This is a genomic window from Microlunatus spumicola, assembly GCF_039536445.1.
Taxonomy (GTDB): Bacteria; Actinomycetota; Actinomycetes; order Propionibacteriales; family Propionibacteriaceae; genus Microlunatus; species Microlunatus spumicola.
The window spans coordinates 320,770-338,089 of record NZ_BAAAYR010000004.1; the positions used below are offsets into that span (position 1 = coordinate 320,770).

Sequence of the window (17,320 nt, forward strand, 5' to 3'; positions counted from 1 at the left end):
TGCTCAGCGCGAGATCAGCTGCCGCCGGTCTGGCCCTGCGACGGCGCGGACGACGGGGGCGCGGGCGGGGTGGGCGCGTCCTGGCCCGCGGCGGGCGGGGTGGGCGCGTTCTTGCCGCTCCCCGGCGTCGGCGGCTGGGGAGCGTTCTTGCCCGGCGCCGGGGGCTGCGGAGCCTGACCACCGGCGGGCGGCGCCGGCGGGGCGGCCGGCGCGCTGCCGGACTGGTCGCCCGACGTCGGGGCGCCGCTCGGCTGGTCCCCCGGGGCGGGGGCGCCGCTGGGCGCGCCACCGGGGGCGGGGGCGCAGGCGCCCGGTCCACCGGCGGGCCCTCCGGCGGGTCCAGCCGGTCCGGCACCCGGGGCGGGCGGTGCGGCCGGCGCGCCGCTCGGGGCGTCGCCGGGGGTCGGGGCCCCGCTGGGCGCGTCACCCGGGGTGGGCGCGTCGGTGGGGGCGTCGCTCGGCGTCACGTCGGCGGGCTGGACCTGGGAGGTCCCGGTCCCACCGGTGCTCGGGGAACCGCCGGCCGCGAGGGCCGGGACCGCGATGCCGGTGGCGAGGACGGCGGCCACGGCCGCCCCGATCGCCCAGCGCCGCCCGCGGTGCTTGCGGACGAACGGGCTCTGCTGCGCGTCGTTCGAGTCCAGCGTCTCGTGCTGGTTCGGGTCGTCGTGGTTCATGGGGTGCTCCTCGTCCTGGTGTGGTCCCGCCCCTCGGCGGCGACCTGGGAACGACTCTGCGAGCGGATCCTGAAGCCAGGCTCAAGCCCGGGCTCCGGGCTCGGGTTCTTGAGGCGTTCTTCAGCACGGGGACGCCACACTGTCTGGCGTGACTACAAAGCCTGGTGGCGCTCGGGTGCTGGTCGTCGAGGACGACGACGCCATCAACCGCTCCCTCGTCGGCTCGCTCTCCGACGCCGGCTACGAGGTGCGGGGCCTCCCCGACGGCCGGGGCCTCGAGGCCGAGCTCGACCGCTTCCGCCCCGACCTCGTCGTCCTCGACTGGATGCTCCCCGGGCGCGACGGGCCGGCGCTCAGCCGGGTCATCCGCGCGCGTACGGCCGCCGCGGTGATCATGGTGACCGCACGCGACGAGGTGGAGGACCGCGTACGCGGCTTCGACGCCGGCGTGGACGACTACGTGGTCAAGCCGTTCGCCACCTCCGAGCTGCTCGCCAGGACGCGGGCCGTCCTGCGCCGGGCCGGCGTCACCGTGGGCACGGTCCAGGTCGACGACCTGCTCGTCGACGCCGGTGCCGCCCGGGTGACCCGCGGCGACGCCGAGGTCGACCTGACCGCGACCGAGCTGCGGCTGCTGGTGTTCCTCGCCGAGAACCGCGACCGCGTGATGTCGACGCTGCAGATCCTGACCCAGGTGTGGGGCTACGACGACTACGCCGACAACCTGGTGCAGGTCCACATCAGCGCGCTGCGTCGCAAGACCGAGGCCCACGGCCCCCGGCTGATCCACACGGCGCGCGGGCTGGGCTACGTGCTCCGGGCGCCCCGGTGAGCGCCGGCCCTCCGCCCGTACCGGCCGGCGGGCTGCGGACGCGTTCCCTGCGCAACCGGGTGACCGTCACGGTCCTCGCCTTCATCGCCGCGATGCTCGTCGTGCTCGCGGTCGTCACGGACGTCGCGCTCGGCGCCCGCCTCGAGGGCGAGCTGCGGGAGCGGCTGCAGGACCGGGCGAGCTACGCCACGATCCTCGTCGGGCAGGTCCCGAGCTCGACCCTGGTCGACCGCCTCGAGGGCGACGGAGTCTCGGTCTCGCTGACGACCAGCACCGGCCAGGTGATCTCGAAGGGTCCGCTCTCCCCCGCGGCTCCGGGGGCAGCACCCGCCCCGCAGCCGCCCGGTCCGGCCGACGGACCGAAGGGCCCCGTCCGGAAGGCGGGTCAGGTGCTCTCCGTCTCCGAGCCGCTGAGCGACGGCAGCACGCTCGTCCTGCTCGCCGACTCCGGCGACGTCGAGCGGACCCTGGCCCAGGTCCGGACCACCCTCGTGGTGGCGGGGCTCGTCCTGCTCGCGCTGGCCGCGCTCGCCCTGCGGCCGGTCGTCGCCCGCGCGCTCCGGCCCCTCGACCAGGTGACCGCGACCGCGCGCGCCATCACGGCCGGCGACCGGGGCGCACGGCTCCGACCCGACCGACCGGAGACCGAGCTCGGCCGGGCCGCGTCCGCGTTCGACGGGATGCTCGACGAGGTCGAGGGCGCCGAACGTCAGGCCCGCGGCGCCGAGCAGCGGCTGCGGGTGTTCCTCTCCGACGCGGCCCACGAGCTGCGCACGCCCCTGTCCGGGGTCCAGGCCGCGGCGGAACGCCTCCTGCGCGGCGTCGACGACCGTCGGCAGCGCGAGGAGCTGAGCGTCACGGTCATCCGCGAGGCCCGCCGGGCCAGCCGGCTGGCCGACGACCTGCTGACCATGGCCCGGATCGACTCGGGGCTCGACCTGCAGCGCGTGACGGTGGACCTCGCCGGGGTCGCCGGTCGCGTGGCCGACGTGGCCCGGCTCGCCCACCCGGATGCGCGCGTCGAGGTGACGGGCTCGGCAGACCCCGTCGAGGCCGACCCGGACCGGGTGACCCAGGTCCTGACCAACCTCGTCGACAACGCCCTCGCGGCGACCAACGGCCGCGGGCACGTCGCGCTGGCCGTCCGGCGCGACCAGGACCGCGTGACCGTGGACGTGTCCGACGACGGTCCCGGCGTCCCGCCCGCCGACGCCGAGCGCGTCTTCGAACGCCTCGTCCGCCTCGACGCCTCGCGGACGTCCGGCGGTTCCGGCCTCGGCCTCTCCATCGCCCGCGGTATCGCCGAAGCCCACGGCGGCACCCTCGTCCTGGTCCCCTCGCCCGCGGGGGCGAGGTTCCGTCTGAGCCTGCCGGCCGCTGGGCCGCGCTGACGACCAGGCGTCACGTCAGTGTGGACGGTTGTGCACCGAACTCGGTGCACAACCGTTCACCTTGTTGCGTCGGGGCGTCCAGGCGTCCGACCAGGCTCAGCCGCGCTGCTGCTCCGCCAGCTTCTTGGCCGCGCGGGTCTTCGCCCCGCGCTTGGCGGCGGCGCTCCGCCGGCGGCGCGCCTTCTCGGCCTCCTCGGCCAGCTTCACCAGGCGTCGCTGCTCACGCCGGACGGCGTTCTCGGCCCGACGCTGCTCGGCGAGGACGACGTTCGGCGACCGAACCGGCCAGACGTACGGGACGGCCGGGTCCGCCTCGGGGAACAGCGGGCCGTAGAGCTCGGGGTCCTTGCGCACGAGCGCAGAACGGTGGCTCTCCAGCACGGGATCACCCTCGACGTCCCAGGGCGGCACGGCGCCGGCCTCGCGCAGCGCCTCCTCCGTGCGGATCTCGGTGATCCCGCACGCGCCGAGGTCGTCGACGATCGTGCCGGCGCAGGTGTCGTCGAACCCGCGCTCGACCCACACCTCGCACATCACGAGGCCGTAGCGCCCGAGCGCCTCCTCGTAGCCCTGCCACATCAGCACCGCGGGGTGCGACTTCCAGGCGTAGCCGGGCACGGTGAGCGCCCGGACGATCTGGATGACCTCGACCCGCTGCTTGCCCAGGCGCTTGAGATCCAGGGCCCGGGCGGAACGCTCGAAGTCGGCGTACGGGAGGAACGTCTGCACGTGCGGCCCGGGGCTAGAGACCCATGGGCTCGGGGTTGCCGCCCGGCAGCGCCGGGTCGCGGTCCTCCAGCGGCAGGTCCGGCGTCTCGAACTGCACGCGGGCCATCTCGGAGCAGGCCTTGCCGACCAGCTTCCGGAACTCCCCGTGCTCGGGATCGGTGTCGTAGGCCTGGTACGCGGCCGCGTCCACCCAGTCGTTGGTGATGGCGAAGCTCCAGCCGCCGTCGCGCAGACCGGCGTCGAAGCCGATCCGCATCGGGCCGACGAGACCGGCGGGGCGCATCCCCGCCAGGCCGAGCAGGCCGGCGTCGAGGCCGAAGCGGGTCTCCTCGTCAGCGGAGGGGTCGAGGCGGCCGAGGACGACGTTGCGGATCACCGCACCACGATCCCATGCTCGCCCGCGGCCACCGTCTCACCGACCACGGGAGCGCCCGGCACCTCGCCCACGACGAGCAGCCCGCCGCTGGTCTGGGCGTCGGCGAGGAGCAGCAGCTCGTCCTCGTCCACCCCGTCCGCGCCGAGGCTGGGACGCACCCAGTCGAGGTTGCGGCGGGTGCCGCCGCTGACGAACCCGTCGCGCAGCGCCTCCCGGGCCCCGTCGAGGTACGGGACCTTCGTGTGGTCGATCACCAGGGTCACGCCGGAGGCCCGGGCCATCTTGTAGCCGTGGCCCAGCAGCCCGAACCCGGTCACGTCGGTCGCTGCGGTGATCCCCGCGGCGAGGGCCGCGCGGGAGGCCTCGGCGTTGAGCCGGACCATCGACGCGATCGCCTGCGGGAACACCTCCCCCGTCGCCTTGTGCCGGTTGTTGAGCACGCCGATGCCGAGCGGCTTGGTCAGGCTGACCGGCAGGCCGGGCCGCGCGGCGTCGTTGCGCAGCAGCCTGGCGGGGTCGGCGATGCCGGTGACGGCCATGCCGTACTTGGGTTCCGGGTCGTCGATGCTCTGCCCGCCGGCCAGGTGGACCTGGGCCTCGCGGGCGACGTCCATGCCGCCGCGCAGCACCTCGGCCAGCAGCTCCAGGGGCAGGACGCCGCGCGGCCAGCCGACGAGGTTGAGCGCGATCAGCGGGGTGGCGCCCATGGCGTAGATGTCGGAGAGCGCGTTAGCCGCGCCGATCCGCCCGAAGTCGTACGCGTCGTCGACCACCGCGGTGAAGAAGTCGGTCGTGGCCACGATCGCCCGGTCGCCGTCGATGCGGACGACGGCCGCGTCGTCCCCGGTCTCGAGCCCGACGAGCAGGTCGGGCGAGGTCCACGGAACCAGGCCGGCGACGACCTCCTCGAGCTCGCCCGGCGGGATCTTGCACGCGCAGCCGCCCCCGTGGGCGTACTGGGTCAGGCGGATCGGGTGGTCGTGCCCGGTGTCGGTCGGCGTCGCTGAGGTCGCGGTCACGGCGCCCAAGGTAGTCAGCCCGGTGCGCCCGGCGCGGTGGCCCGGGTCAGTCGCGGACCGAGACCAGGACCCCGGTGGCGGCGCGGCACTCGTACGTCGGACGCGGCAGCTGCACGACGAGCGGGTTGTCCCGTCGCGCGGGCTCGGACGAGACCGCGCCGCCCGACGCGACGCAGCCGGACTCCCAGGCCGCCTGCCGCCGGGCCTCGTCCGCGCGCAGCAGGGGGACCAGACCGGACACGCCGAGGGCGACCAGGACCAGCGCGAGCACCCACGCCCGTCGAGCCCGCGTCCCGGTCATGCCACCCCTCACCTCGAGATCACCTGATCCTGCGCCGAACCGTCCGGACGCGCCAGAGGTCCAAGCTGAGCCCTGCGCACTTCCGGCCCCTCGATGACCGCTCGCCGCCGACGCCACGCTCAGCCCGCACCCTCCGCGGCGTCGAGGGGTCGGAATTGAGCAACGCGCCTCCGAACCCGCGCCCGCGCCCGGGCCGCGGCTAGAGTCGCCGGCGGAGGCGTACAGGTGCCTGGTGGCCCTCCCGGTCTTCAAAACCGGTGAAGTCGAGCATCTCGGCTTGGCGGGTTCGATTCCCGTCCGCCTCCGCCAGACTCCCCGCCCACCCGGCGCCCTCCCACGACCTTGACGGGGCCGACACCCTGGTGGGATGCCCGTCGAACTGCCCGACTTCGCCCTGACGCTGCTGCTCGCCCTCGCCGCGACCCTGGTCGTCATCGTCGTGACGCACCTCGTCGTCGTCCTCACCTCGCGCCGGTGGCCGATCGTGTCGAACCTGTCGCGCTACGTCGCCACCGCCTTCCGGCTCGCGGCCGTGGTGCTCGTGCTGGCGGCGGTCTGCCGCGACTCCCGGCCCGAGCAGGTGAACCCCGGGCTCTGGCAGGGCGTCGAGCTGGCGCTCCGGCTGGCCTCCATCGGGACCGTCGCCTGGCTGGTCGGCGCGCTGCTGCTGTTCCTCGAGGACCTCGGGCTGCAGCGCTACCGCACGGACGTCACCGACAACCGGAACGCCCGCCGCCTGCGCACCCAGGTCCTGGTCATCCGGCGCCTGACCGTCGCGGTCGTGGTCCTGGTCGCCACGGGCGCGGCCCTGCTGACCTTCCCGGGCGTACGGGCGGTGGGCGCGAGCCTGCTCGCCTCGGCGGGCCTGGTCAGCGTCGTGGTCGGCGTGGCCGCGCAGTCCACCCTGGCCAACGTGTTCGCCGGGATCCAGCTGGCGTTCAGCGACGCGATCCGCATCGACGACGTCGTCGTGGTGGACGGCCAGTGGGGCCGCATCGACGAGATCACCCTGAGCTACGTCGTCGTGCACCTCTGGGACGACCGTCGCCTGGTGCTCCCCTCGGGCTACTTCACCAAGGAGCCCTTCGAGAACTGGACCCGGCGCACGTCCGAGCTGCTCGGCACCGTCGAGATCGACCTCGACTGGCGCGCCGACGTCGACGGGCTGCGCGCGCACCTCGGGGAGGTCCTCGCCGCCACAGACCTGTGGGACGGCCGGAACCAGGCCCTCCAGGTCACCGACGCGGTCGGCGGGCTGGTCCGGGTACGCGTGCTCGTCAGCGCGGTCGACGCGTCGGCGCTGTTCGACCTGCGGTGCCACGTCCGTGAACGGCTCGTCGCGTGGGCCCGCGAGCACGACACCGCGGTCCCCCGCCGCCGCGTCGAGCTGCTGCCCGCGGCCGAGGCTCCGGGCGCGCTGGGCACTGCTTCCTAGGAGGCTGCTGAGCGATGCTGTTCCGCGCGAGGACGTGCCAGGGCAGGCGAGGTGCGGTCCCCGGATCTGGGAGGTCGTATCGGGATACGGCCCCAGATGTGGGGGTCGCAGATCGCCCGCCCTGGTGCGCCGCAGCCGGGACGTGATCGTTCAGCAGGCTCCTAGGATCGGGACGTGACGATGACGGCCGACCCTCGGCGCTCGGTGCCCCGGACCGACCAGGTCCTCGGCGACCCCCGGCTGCGCGCGGCGGCCGGGCGGCTCGGGCCCGACCTGGTCAAGCAGGCCGTCGTCGCCGCCCAGCAGCGCGCCCGGACCGGCGAGATCGCGCCGACCGAGGTGGCCGACGCCGCCGTCGACGCGCTCCCCGCGCAGGCCGCCAGCACCCGGCCCGTCATCAACGCGACCGGCGTCGTCCTGCACACGAACCTGGGCCGCGCGGCCCTGTCCCCCCTCGCCCTCGACGCGCTCGTCGAGGCCGCGGGCGCGACCGACGTCGAGTTCGACCTCGCGACCGGCGCGCGGGCCCGGCGCGGTCGTGGGGCGATCGCCGCGCTGGCCGCCGCCGTCCCGGCCGCCGAGGCCGTGCACGTGGTCAACAACGGGGCCGCCGCGCTCGTGCTGGCCACCACCGCCCTGGCCGCCGGGCGCGAGGTGATCATCAGCCGCGGCGAGCTCGTGGAGATCGGCGACGGGTTCCGCCTGACCGACCTGATCGAGTCCACCGGCGCGCGGCTGCGCGAGGTCGGCACGACGAACCGCACCAAGCTGGCCGACTACGCCGACGCCGTCGGGCCGCATACCGGCTGCATCCTCAAGGTCCACCCCAGCAACTTCCGCGTCGAGGGCTTCACCTCCTCCGTCGACGTCGGCGCGCTCGCGGGCCTGGACGTACCCGTCGTGGCCGACCTCGGCAGCGGGCTGCTCACCCGCGAACCGCTGCTGCCCGACGAGCCCGACGCCGACACGGCCCTGCGCGCCGGGGCCGACCTGGTCACCGGCAGCGGCGACAAGCTCCTCGGCGGGCCGCAGGCCGGGCTGCTGCTCGGGCGTACGGCGGTCGTCGAGCGCCTCCGACGCCACCCGCTCGCCCGGGCGCTGCGCGTCGACAAGCTCACCCTCGCCGCGCTCGAGGCCACCCTGCGCGGACCGAAGACGCCGACCTGGCGTGCCCTGCACGCCGACCCCGACGTCCTCCGCCGCCGCTGCGACGCGCTCGCCGCTGCGCTCCACGGAACCGTCGCCGCCGAGGTCGTCACCTCCGACGGGGCCGTCGGCGGAGGCGGCGCTCCCGGGCTCACGCTGCCGGGCTGGGCCGTCGCGCTGCCGACCGCGTACGCCGTCGCGCTCCGGACCGGTGAACGGGCCGTCGTGGCCCGGACCGAACGGGGCCGCTGCCTGGTCGACCTGCGCTGCGTGGACCCCGCCGACGACGCGCGGCTGGCCGACGCGATCCGTGCGGTCGCGGTCCGCACGGTCGAGGCCGACGAGCCCGCCACCGACCGGGCCTGACGTGCACGTCGTCGCCACCGCCGGTCACGTCGACCACGGCAAGTCCACCCTGGTCCGCGCGCTCACCGGCATGGAGCCCGACCGCTTCGCCGAGGAGAAGCGGCGCGGCATGACCATCGACCTCGGGTACGCCTGGACCCGCGTCGGCGAGGGGCCGGGAGCGACGGTGCTCGCGTTCGTCGACGTGCCCGGGCACGAGCGGTTCATCGGCTCGATGCTCGCCGGCCTCGGCCCGGCGCCGGCGGTGATGTTCGTGGTCGCGGCCGACGAGGGCTGGCGGCGCCAGTCCGAGGAGCACCTCGCCGCGGTCGACGCCCTCGGCCTCACCCGCGGCCTGCTGGTCGTCACGCGGAGCGACCTCGCCGACCCGGGGCCCGCGCTCGCGGAGGCGCAGGAGCACCTGGCCGCGTCGAGCCTCGGCACCGTCGACGGCGTCGCGGTCTCGGGCGCCACGGGCGCCGGCCTGGACGAGCTCCGCCGCGCGCTCGTCCGCCTCACGGCGACCCTGCCCTCGCCCCGGACGGACGGCCGGGTCCGGCTCTGGGTCGACCGGTCCTTCACCATCCGCGGTGCCGGGACCGTCGTCACCGGCACCCTCGGCGCGGGCACGCTCACGGTCGGCGACACGCTCGCGCTCGGGGACCGCGAGGTCACGGTGCGCGGGCTGCAGAGCCTCGGGGACGACGCGGGTGCGGTTCCGGCCGTGGCCCGCGTCGCCGTGAACCTGCGCGGCACCGACGTCGCCGAGGTCGGCCGCGGCGACGCGCTCCTGACCCCCGGCGCCTGGGCGTGGACCGGCGTGGTCGACGTGCGCGTCCGGCCGCACCAGGGCGAGACGGCCGACCTCCCCTCCGAGCTCGTCGCGCACCTCGGCACCGCGGCGGTGCCGGTGCGGCTCCGCCCGCTGGGCGGCGCGATGGTCCGCCTCACCCTCCACGAACCGCTGCCGGTCGAGCCGGGCGACCGCCTCGTGCTGCGCGACCCCGGCCGGCACGCCGTCGGCGCCGCCGCGGTCGTCCTCGACGCCGCCCCGCCCGCGCTCACCCGCCGCGGGGCCGCCGCGTCCCGGGCCCGCGACCTCGCCCACGCCGACGACCCCGCCGCCGTGCTGGCCGACCGCGTCCGCCGCACCGGCGCCGTCCGGGCCGCCGACCTGGTCGCCGCGGGCGTGCCGACGCAGGACGCCTCCCGGGTGCGGACGGTCGGCGACTGGCTCGTCGACCCGGCGACGTGGGACCGCTGGCGGGCCGGGCTGGTCGCGGCGGTCGACGAGCAGGCCCGCACGACCCCGCTGGATCCCCGGCTCACCGCCGACGCCGCCCGCCGACGCCTGGCCCTGCCCGACCGCGCGCTGCTCGCCCCGCTGGTCGAGGCGGCGGGACTCGCGTACGCGGACGGACGCGTCTCGCGGCCCGACGCCGGGAACGACCTCGGCCCGGCCGAGGCCGGCCTGGTGAAGCTCGAGGCGCACCTCGCGGCCGACCCGTTCGCCGCCCCGGAACGTCCCGAGCTCGACGACTGGGGCCTCGGCGTGCCTGAGCTCGCCGCCGCCGAACGTGTCGGCCGCGTGGTCCGGCTCGCCCCCGACATGGTGCTGCTGCCGACCGGTCCGGCACAGGCCATGCGCACGCTCGCCGCCCTCCCCCAGCCGTTCACGACCAGCGAGGCCCGGCAGGCCCTGGGCACCACCCGCCGCGTCGCGATCCCGCTGCTCGAGCACCTCGACCGGCGCGGCTGGACCGTGCGCGTGGACGGCGGGCACCGCAGGGTCAAGGGCCGCTGATCTTGGTCACCGCGGGCGGCGCTAGATTCCGCGCATGCCGCTGGTGCTGCCGTACGGCGACCGCGAGCCCGTCGTGGACCCCACGACCTGGCTCGCCCCCAACGCGACCGTCGTCGGGCAGGTCCGCCTGCACGCCCGCTCGAGCGTCTTCTACGGGGCCGTCGTGCGCGGCGACATGGCCGAGGTCGTCCTCGGGCGCGGCAGCAACCTGCAGGACAACGTGGTCGTCCACACCGACACCGACTTCCCCGCGCTCATCGGCCTCGGCGTGAGCGTCGGCCACGCGGCGGTCGTGCACGGCTGCACGATCGAGAACCACTGCCTCATCGGCATGAACGCCACCGTCCTCAACGGCGCCGTCATCGGCACGGGCTCGCTCGTCGCGGCCGGCTCCGTCGTCCTCGAGGGCACCATCGTCCCGGCCCGCTCCCTCGTGGCCGGCGTCCCCGCCCGGGTGCGCCGGGCGATCACGGACGAGGAGCACGCCCGCATCGTGCGCAACGCCACCACGTACGAGGAGCTCGTGCCCGGGCACCGGACCGCCTCCGCCTCGTGACCGCAGCAAGCCGTCCCGTCACCGGGGCCGGCCACGACCCGGCCGTCTGGCGCGACCGGCTCGAGGCCACGGACGGGTGGTCGGTCGCCGATCTGCGGGCCCTGGTCCCCGGCCGGGACCGGCTGCTCGTGCTGTCGGCGCACCCGGACGACGAGTCCATCGGCGCCGGCCGCCTCCTGTCGGCCTGGCGACGTTCCGGCGGCCGGGCCCTGGCCGTCACGGCGACGGCCGGCGAGGCCTGCTTCGACGACGTCGGCGTCCGCCCGGAAGGGCTGGCGGAGGCGCGCCTCGTCGAGTGGCGGGCGGCGCTGGCCGCCCTCGACGTCGAGGCCGGGACCGCGTACGGGCTGCCGGACGGCGGGCTGGAGACGGCCGAGGACGCCCTGGTGCACGCGGTTACCACGACCGTCACCGACCTCGGGGACACCGACGACCTCGTGCTGCTCGCGCCGCACCCGCAGGACCCGCACCCCGACCACCGGGCGGTGGGCCGGGCGGCGGCCGCGGTGGGCGCGCGGCTCGGGATCCCCGTCTGGCACTTCCGGGTCTGGATGACCTACTGGTCCGCGCCGGACGTCGACCTCAGCGGTCGGCTGGTCACGGTGGCCGTCGACGGGACGGACGACCGGGCGTGGGACGCGGCCGTCCGTGCCTTCGCCACCCAGCTGGAACCGCAGCGGCCGGGCTGGGGCGCCGTCGTGCCGCCCGCCATGCTCGCCCACCACGACCGGCAGCTGCTGGTCCTGCCCCTCGAGGAGACCCCGTGAGCGGACCGCCCGACTTCGACGCCTACTACCGCGCCGACCCCGACCCCTGGGACGTCGGCGGCAGCTTCTACGAGCAGCGCAAGCGGGGCGTCGTCCTCGCCGGGCTGCGCCGGGCGCGCTACGCGAGCGCCTGGGACCCGGCGTGCGGGACCGGCCACCTCACCGCGGACCTCGCCGCCCGGTGCGACCGCGTGGTGGCGAGCGACGCGTCCGCGACGGCCGCCGCCCTCGCCGCCGAGCGGTGCTCCGGGCTGCCCGTCGCGGTCGGCCACCGGGCCCTGCCGGACCCGCCCGACGAGGACGGCTTCGCGCCGGACCTGGTGCTGCTGAGCGAGGTCTTCTACTACCTCTCCGACCCGGTCCGGGCGGCGACCGTCGCCCTCGTCGACCGGCTCGCGGCCCCGGCCGCCGAGCTCGTCGCCGTGCACTGGGACGGAGCCCCGGACGACGCGTGGCTGAGCGGCCGCGGCGCCCAGACCGAGCTCGTCGCCCAGCTCGTCGCGCGGGGGTGGACGCAGCGGATCCACCACGACGACGAGGAGTTCCTGCTCGACACGGTCACCCGCGGTGCCGCCTGACGGGCGCGGTTTGGGTGCGGGCGGGGACGCGGGTCATCATGCGGTGGTGACGAGCACTTCACCGACCGACCGGTCCTGGGGCGTCTCCTCCTCGGAGGTCCTGACCCTCGTCGAGGGCTACCTGGAGGACGCGGCCACACGGACGCACGAGCGGCTGGGCGACGTCGCCGGGGTCGCCATCACGACGGCCGTCGCCGGCGGAGACCCGCTGACCGTCGGGTCCAGCACGGCGCTGGCCGCGGAGGTCGACCAGGTCCAGTACGCGATCGGGGTCGGCCCCTGCCTGCACGCGCTCCGGGAGGGCCGCGAGACCTACGTCCCGGACCTGGCGCGCGACCCGCGCTGGAGCCCGTACGGGGTCGAGGCCGCCGGTCTGGGCGTGCACACGTCGCTGTCGGTGCCGGTGCTGGACGGCCGCGCGCAGGTCGTCGGCGTGGTGAAGGTCTACGCCGGCGCCGTCGACGGGCTCGACGAGGAGCAGCGCCGCCACGGGCGCGAGCTGGCGCTCGAGGTGGCGGGCGGCGTCGGGCTGGCGAGCACCCTGGTCAGCACGTCGCTGGAGCTGGACGACCGGATCGAGGCGATGGACACCCGTCGCACGATCGACCTGGCCACCGGGCTGATCATGGGCCGGCTCGGCTGCGGCCCCGAGGCCGCCTTCGACCTGCTCCGCCGGGAGTCGCAGAACGCGAACCTCAAGCTCACCGACGTCGCCGCCAACCTGCTGGCCCGTCCCGCCGTCCCCGCCGACGGGCACGGGGCGGACGGCGCGGACGGCGTCGACCCCGAGCTCCCGCGCTCCGTGGCCCAGGCGCCGTTCCGTCGTCGCGGCGAGGCGCCCGCACGCGGCCGCTGACGCCGTCTGTACCCCTGCCCCGGGCGGATCAAACTGCTCGGGTTACGTTGGGCCCGCGGTTCTGCAGCGACGGTCAGCCGCTCCTCACGCACGTCCTGAAGGAGCAGCATGTACCTCCACCGCCAGCAGCTGATCAACGAGATCGCCATCGACGAGCCGGATCCCGCCGCCGCGAACGCCCTCCAGGAGGGTCTGGGCGGCCAGTTCGGTGAGATGCGCACGATGATGCAGTACCTCTTCCAGTCGATGAACTTCCGCGGGGACCCCTCCTCGCAGCCCTTCAAGGACCTGCTCCAGGGCGTCGGCACCGAAGAGATCAGCCACGTCGAGCTGATCGGCACGACCATCGCCCGCCTCCTCGACGGGGCGCCGGGCTACCACGGCAAGAAGAGCGACCCGATCGACGAGCCGGGTGCCAAGGGCGCGACGCCGCTCAGCATCGCCAAGGACACCGGCAACATCCACCACTTCCTGGTGGGTGCCCAGGGCGCGCTGCCCGTCGACGCGGCCGGCAACCCGTGGAGCGGCTCGTACGTCTACAACTCGGGCAACCTCGTGCTCGACCTCCTCTACAACCTCATGCTCGAGAGCACCGGCCGGCTGCAGAAGTGCCGGATCTACCAGATGACCGACAACAAGGCCGCCCGCTCGACGATCGCCTACCTGATCGTCCGCGACCAGGCGCACGAGAACGCGTTCGCCAAGGCGCTCGAGTCCCTCGGCGTGGACTGGGGCAAGACGCTGCCGATCCCGAAGACCAACGCCGAGCAGTTCCCGGAGGTCAAGAAGCTCGTGGACCAGGGCCTGCAGAGCATCCAGTACACCTTCGACATCGACGACGCGAGCCAGGCGGCCAAGCTCTACCGCGGGGCCTCGCCGAGCAACGACGGCACCGAGCTGAGCACGCAGATCATGCCCGAGGGCGGCATGCCGATCACGATCGCCCCGGAGCGCAAGGAGGAGTTCGCCCCGGGTCTCGACCCGGAGCTGCTGGCGCTCATCCAGGCCACCGCCGAGGTCGAGATCGAGTCGATCAACAACACGGACACCACGGCGTCCTGATCATGGTCCGTCAGCGTCCGGTCATGATCGTCCCGACCCGCATCCGCCGTCCGGCGAGCGGGGAAGGAAGGTCGTGACCGGACCGCTGACGACCACCCAGCCGTTCCCGCCGGCCCGGTCCCTCCCCGAGGCGTACGACCGCTACCGCCCCGACCTCGTGCCGGAGCGGGCCGCGGTCGCCGGGCTGGCGGACGGCGTCGCCTGGGCCTCGCTGGCCTGGCCGGCGCTCGTCGAGGAGCTCATCGCGCTCGGGCGTACCGACGTCCCCCTGGCCCGCCTCACTGAGGGCCACGTCGACGCGCTGCGCATCCTCGACCAGGCCGGAGCGGTCCCGGAATCGGGCGCCCTCTACGGCGTCTGGGCCTCGCGGTCCGCCCGCACCGGGCTCACCGTCGTCGACCACGGCGAGAAGCTCGAGATCTCCGGAACCCTCCGGTTCGCGTCAGGAGCCGGGCTCGTCGACCGGGCCCTCGTCCCCGTGTGGTTCGACGAGGACCGCCACGTCCTCGTCGACCTCGACGCCTCGGGCCTCCCCGTCGACCCGACGGTCTGGCGCACCGCCGCCATGACCCCGAGCCGCACGTACGAGATCCGCGTCGACCAGCTGCTCGTCCCCTCCACGGCCCGGCGCGGGCCCGAGGGCTTCTACCTCGGGCGGCCGGGCTTCCAGGCCGGCGGGCTGGGTGTCGCCGCCTGCTGGACCGGCGGCGCCGCCCGCGTCCTCGACGTCCTGCTCGCCTTCCACCCCCGCCCCAGCCCGGCGCAGCAGGTACGGCTGGGCGCGATCCGCACCGACCTCGTCGTCGCGGCCGCCGCCGTCCGTGCAGCGGCGCGGCTGCTGGAGGACGCGGCGGTGGACACCACGCCGGTCGCGCTGGAGGCCCGGACGGCCGTCGCCGAGGCCGTGCACCGCATCCTCGCGAACGCCCGGCTGCTCACCGGCCCGACCGGCCTCGCCCTCGACGACGCCGTGGCCCACGTGATCCCCGACCTCGAGCTCTACACGCTCCAGCACAACCTCGACGCGGCCTCGGCCGCCCTCGGGAGCCCGGACCAGCGTCCGTGACGCTCCCCCCGGTCCAGCCGGTGAAGCCCGTCCGGCCCATCCAGCCCGTCCAACCCTTCGACGTCGTCGTGGCCGTACCCGCCCGCGACGAGGAGGCCTCGGTCGAGACCTGCCTGCGCTCCGTCGTCGCCGCCGCGCAGCACGCGCTGCGCACGGGCGCGGTTGCCCGGGTCCGGATCGCCCTCGCGGCCCACCGCAGCCGCGACGCGACCGCGCTCAGGGCCTCCGCCTACCTGGCGACGACCGGCCTGGACCACCTGGTCCTGGTCGACGAGAGCTCGGACACCGTCGGGGCCGTGCGGGCCGGGCTCGTCGAGGCCGCCATGGCCGCGAGTCCGCGCCTCGCCCCGTCCCGCACCTGGCTCCTGTCGACCGACGCGGACTCGGTGGTCCCGACCGACTGGGTCGTCGGGCTGCTCGACGTCGCCGCACGCACCGGGGCCGACCTCGTCGCCGGCTTCGTCGCGCTCGACGGCTGGGTGGCCGACCCGGGCGCGCTCGCCGCGTACGACCACCTGCTGCAGGCGGGCCTGACGGCCGAGGGCCACGACCACGTGTGGGCCGCGAACCTGGCCGTCGCGTACCCCGCGTACGCCGCGGCCGGCGGCTTCCCGTCCGTGGTCCACGGCGAGGAGCGCGTCCTCGCCCGGCGGGTCACCCGGGCGGGCGGCAAGGCCGTCGGCGCCCTGCACCCCGTCGTCACCACGTCCGCCCGGATGCCCGGCCGCGCGGCGCACGGGCTGGGCGACCTGCTGCGCCGGCTGGCCGACGCGGAGGAGGAGGCGTCCTGAACGCCTCCCGCCTCGCCCGCGCCGCCGCCGCCGTCACCAGGGGATCGTCGAGCCCTCCCAGCGCGTGAACGTCCCCGTGGGACCGTTCGGGCCGAGGAGCGCGACGCGGACGACCTCGCGGGACCCGTCCTCGAGCGACTCGGTGCCTGCGTAGTTGTTCAGGGCTGTGCTCGTGTAGCCCGGCGACACCAGGTTGACCTTGATGTCGGTGTCCTCGAGCTCGATCATCATCGCCAGCACGAGCGCGTTCTCGGCGGCCTTCGACGCGGGGTACACGGGGCCGTAGATCGAGTGGTACGGGAAGCTCGGGTCGGCGTTCGAGGCCAGCGAGCCGACGCCGCTCGACACGTTGACGATCCGTGCGTCGTCCGACTCGCGCAGCAGCGGCAGCATCGCCTGGTAGACGGCGAGGACGCCGAAGACGTTGACGTCCCACACCGCCCGGACCTCGTCGAGCGACACGGTGCTGGCCTTGGCGTTGGCGGCCACCTGCTCCGGCGTCCGGTTGCCCCCGGCCGTGCTCGAGATGCCCGCGTTGTTCACGAGCAGGTCGAGCCGACCGAACTCGCTCCGGATGCGCTCGGCCGCCGCAGTGATCGAGGCCGCGTCGGTGACGTCGATCTGGATCGCCGTCGTTCCCGGGATGTCGGCGGCGGCAGCCTCACCGCGGGCGAGGTCCCGCGAGCCGAGAAGGACGGTGACGCCGTGGGCGGCGAGCTCCCGGGTGACCTGGAGCCCGACGCCCTGGTTGGCGCCGGTGACGAGTGCGATGCGATCGGTGGCCATGAGGGCCCTCCCTGCTTGATTGGGTGACATATCAAGTATCTCCCTCGGGCAAGGGTGCTCCAGAGGGGCTCCGGGCACCCGGACGGGGACGGCGGAGGGTTCAGCGGGCGGCGGCGCGCTGCAGGCTGCGTTCCATCGTCAGGTAGGTGAGGGCGAAGTGCCCGCGGGCGATCTCCTGGGCCCGCTCGGCGTCCCCGGCGACGACCGCACCGACGAGCTCCTCGTGCTCGTGCAGCGCCGTCGCGAAGAACTCCCGCTCGTACGGCTCCGCCCCGAAGCCGAGCGTCGCCGCGGCGGTGAGGTGGGCGCTCAGCGCGGTCAGGTGGGGGTTCGCCGCAGCGGCGCAGACCAGACCGTGCAGGCGACGGTCCCAGGCGCGCGCGAGCGCCATGTCCTCCCCCGTCGTCGCGAAGGCGGCCAGCGCCTCGCGCAGCTCGACCCGCTGCTCCTCGGTCCGGCGTTCCGCCGCCGCCCGCGCGATCAGGCCCTCGACCAGGCAGCGGTAGTCGAAGAGGTCCTTGAGCCGCGGCAGCTCGGACTCCAGGGTCCGGCGCGCCTCGTCGGGCGCCACGTCCTCCCACGCCTGCATGGTGACGAACGTGCCGCCGTTGCGCCCGCGACGCGCGACCACGAGGCCGAGCTCGCCGAGCCGCTGCAGCGCCTGCCGGACCGTCACCCGACTGACCTCGAGCCGCGTGGCGAGGTCCCGCTCCGAGGGCAGCCGCTCGCCCGGCGAGAAGGCGCCGACGGCGATCGCGGTGACGAGGCGGTTGGCGACGTCCTCGGTCACGCTCGCGGGGCGA

19 protein-coding genes and 1 tRNA gene are annotated in these 17,320 nt (G+C 75.4%); 13 read left to right on the forward strand and 7 right to left on the reverse strand.

The genetic code is table 11. From position 1 onward, the window contains the following. Positions 1–14 precede the first annotated feature (14 nt). Complete coding sequence (locus tag ABD665_RS14660; RefSeq protein WP_204913375.1) at positions 15–677, reverse strand: hypothetical protein; 663 nt, start codon at positions 675–677, stop codon at positions 15–17. 148 nt (positions 678–825) lie between these two features. Here ABD665_RS14660 and ABD665_RS14665 point away from each other — a divergent pair, with 148 nt between their 5' ends. Together ABD665_RS14665 and ABD665_RS14670 are read left to right on the forward strand one after the other, a co-directional pair. Next, positions 826–1,509 (forward strand): response regulator, encoded by a 684-nt coding sequence (locus ABD665_RS14665; protein WP_204913376.1) that lies wholly within the window; start codon positions 826–828, stop codon positions 1,507–1,509. After that, complete coding sequence (locus ABD665_RS14670) at positions 1,506–2,900, forward strand: HAMP domain-containing sensor histidine kinase (protein ID WP_344742481.1); 1,395 nt, start codon at positions 1,506–1,508, stop codon at positions 2,898–2,900. Before ABD665_RS14665 ends, ABD665_RS14670 begins: the two co-directional genes overlap by 4 nt. 96 nt (positions 2,901–2,996) lie before the next feature. Here the strand turns inward: ABD665_RS14670 and ABD665_RS14675 are convergent, their stop codons facing one another. From ABD665_RS14675 to ABD665_RS14690, 4 genes are all read right to left on the reverse strand, one after another. After that, complete coding sequence (locus tag ABD665_RS14675) at positions 2,997–3,629, reverse strand: MSMEG_6728 family protein (protein WP_204913378.1); 633 nt, start codon at positions 3,627–3,629, stop codon at positions 2,997–2,999. A 13-nt stretch (positions 3,630–3,642) separates the two neighbouring features. Further along, positions 3,643–4,005: an antibiotic biosynthesis monooxygenase family protein gene (locus ABD665_RS14680; RefSeq protein WP_204913379.1), complete on the reverse strand. Its 363-nt coding sequence runs from the start codon at positions 4,003–4,005 to the stop codon at positions 3,643–3,645. Beyond that, the gene (selD, locus tag ABD665_RS14685) at positions 4,002–4,976 is read right to left on the reverse strand and encodes a selenide, water dikinase SelD (protein WP_204914943.1); all 975 of its coding nucleotides are present in this window, start codon (positions 4,974–4,976) and stop codon (positions 4,002–4,004) included. The genes ABD665_RS14680 and selD overlap by 4 nt, the downstream gene beginning before the upstream one ends. Before the next feature lie 94 nt (positions 4,977–5,070). Next, positions 5,071–5,325 (reverse strand): hypothetical protein, encoded by a 255-nt coding sequence (locus ABD665_RS14690; RefSeq protein ID WP_204913380.1) that lies wholly within the window; start codon positions 5,323–5,325, stop codon positions 5,071–5,073. Between the two features lie 213 nt (positions 5,326–5,538). On the opposite strand from ABD665_RS14690, the gene ABD665_RS14695 reads away from it, so the two are divergent. The 11 genes from ABD665_RS14695 (at position 5,539) to ABD665_RS14745 (ending at position 15,731) form a co-directional block, all read left to right on the forward strand. Continuing rightward, a tRNA-Sec gene (locus ABD665_RS14695) sits at positions 5,539–5,634 on the forward strand. A gap of 58 nt (positions 5,635–5,692) precedes the next feature. Continuing rightward, positions 5,693–6,760: a mechanosensitive ion channel domain-containing protein gene (locus tag ABD665_RS14700; RefSeq protein ID WP_204913381.1), complete on the forward strand. Its 1,068-nt coding sequence runs from the start codon at positions 5,693–5,695 to the stop codon at positions 6,758–6,760. A gap of 180 nt (positions 6,761–6,940) precedes the next feature. Continuing rightward, a complete protein-coding gene (gene selA, locus ABD665_RS14705) occupies positions 6,941–8,272 on the forward strand; it encodes an L-seryl-tRNA(Sec) selenium transferase (protein ID WP_204914945.1) in 1,332 nt (443 codons plus the stop codon). A 1-nt stretch (position 8,273) separates the two neighbouring features. Further along, on the forward strand, positions 8,274–10,055 hold the full coding sequence (gene selB / locus ABD665_RS14710) for a selenocysteine-specific translation elongation factor (protein WP_344742482.1): 1,782 nt from the start codon (positions 8,274–8,276) through the stop codon (positions 10,053–10,055). Positions 10,056–10,089: 34 nt separating this feature from the next. Continuing rightward, positions 10,090–10,611, forward strand: coding sequence for a DapH/DapD/GlmU-related protein (locus ABD665_RS14715; RefSeq protein ID WP_204913383.1), 522 nt, complete (start codon positions 10,090–10,092; stop codon positions 10,609–10,611). Beyond that, the gene (locus ABD665_RS14720) at positions 10,608–11,378 is read left to right on the forward strand and encodes a PIG-L family deacetylase (RefSeq protein ID WP_204913384.1); all 771 of its coding nucleotides are present in this window, start codon (positions 10,608–10,610) and stop codon (positions 11,376–11,378) included. Before ABD665_RS14715 ends, ABD665_RS14720 begins: the two co-directional genes overlap by 4 nt. Continuing rightward, complete coding sequence (locus ABD665_RS14725; protein WP_204913385.1) at positions 11,375–11,956, forward strand: methyltransferase domain-containing protein; 582 nt, start codon at positions 11,375–11,377, stop codon at positions 11,954–11,956. Before ABD665_RS14720 ends, ABD665_RS14725 begins: the two co-directional genes overlap by 4 nt. Positions 11,957–12,002: 46 nt before the next feature. Then, positions 12,003–12,812, forward strand: a complete 810-nt coding sequence (locus ABD665_RS14730) for an ANTAR domain-containing protein (protein WP_204913386.1) — start codon at positions 12,003–12,005, stop codon at positions 12,810–12,812. 108 nt (positions 12,813–12,920) lie between these two features. After that, entirely contained in the window at positions 12,921–13,874 is a 954-nt protein-coding gene (locus ABD665_RS14735; RefSeq protein WP_204913387.1) for a manganese catalase family protein, read from the forward strand. Positions 13,875–13,947: 73 nt separating this feature from the next. After that, positions 13,948–14,940, forward strand: a complete 993-nt coding sequence (locus tag ABD665_RS14740) for an acyl-CoA/acyl-ACP dehydrogenase (protein ID WP_204913388.1) — start codon at positions 13,948–13,950, stop codon at positions 14,938–14,940. Then, complete coding sequence (locus tag ABD665_RS14745) at positions 14,937–15,731, forward strand: glycosyltransferase (RefSeq protein ID WP_204913389.1); 795 nt, start codon at positions 14,937–14,939, stop codon at positions 15,729–15,731. Before ABD665_RS14740 ends, ABD665_RS14745 begins: the two co-directional genes overlap by 4 nt. 33 nt (positions 15,732–15,764) lie before the next feature. Here ABD665_RS14745 and ABD665_RS14750 read toward each other — a convergent pair whose 3' ends face one another. Both ABD665_RS14750 and ABD665_RS14755 read right to left on the reverse strand, forming a co-directional pair. Then, a complete protein-coding gene (locus tag ABD665_RS14750; RefSeq protein WP_204913390.1) occupies positions 15,765–16,517 on the reverse strand; it encodes an SDR family NAD(P)-dependent oxidoreductase in 753 nt (250 codons plus the stop codon). Positions 16,518–16,617: 100 nt separating this feature from the next. After that, a complete protein-coding gene (locus ABD665_RS14755) occupies positions 16,618–17,307 on the reverse strand; it encodes an FCD domain-containing protein (protein ID WP_204913391.1) in 690 nt (229 codons plus the stop codon). Between the last annotated feature and the right edge of the window lie 13 nt (positions 17,308–17,320).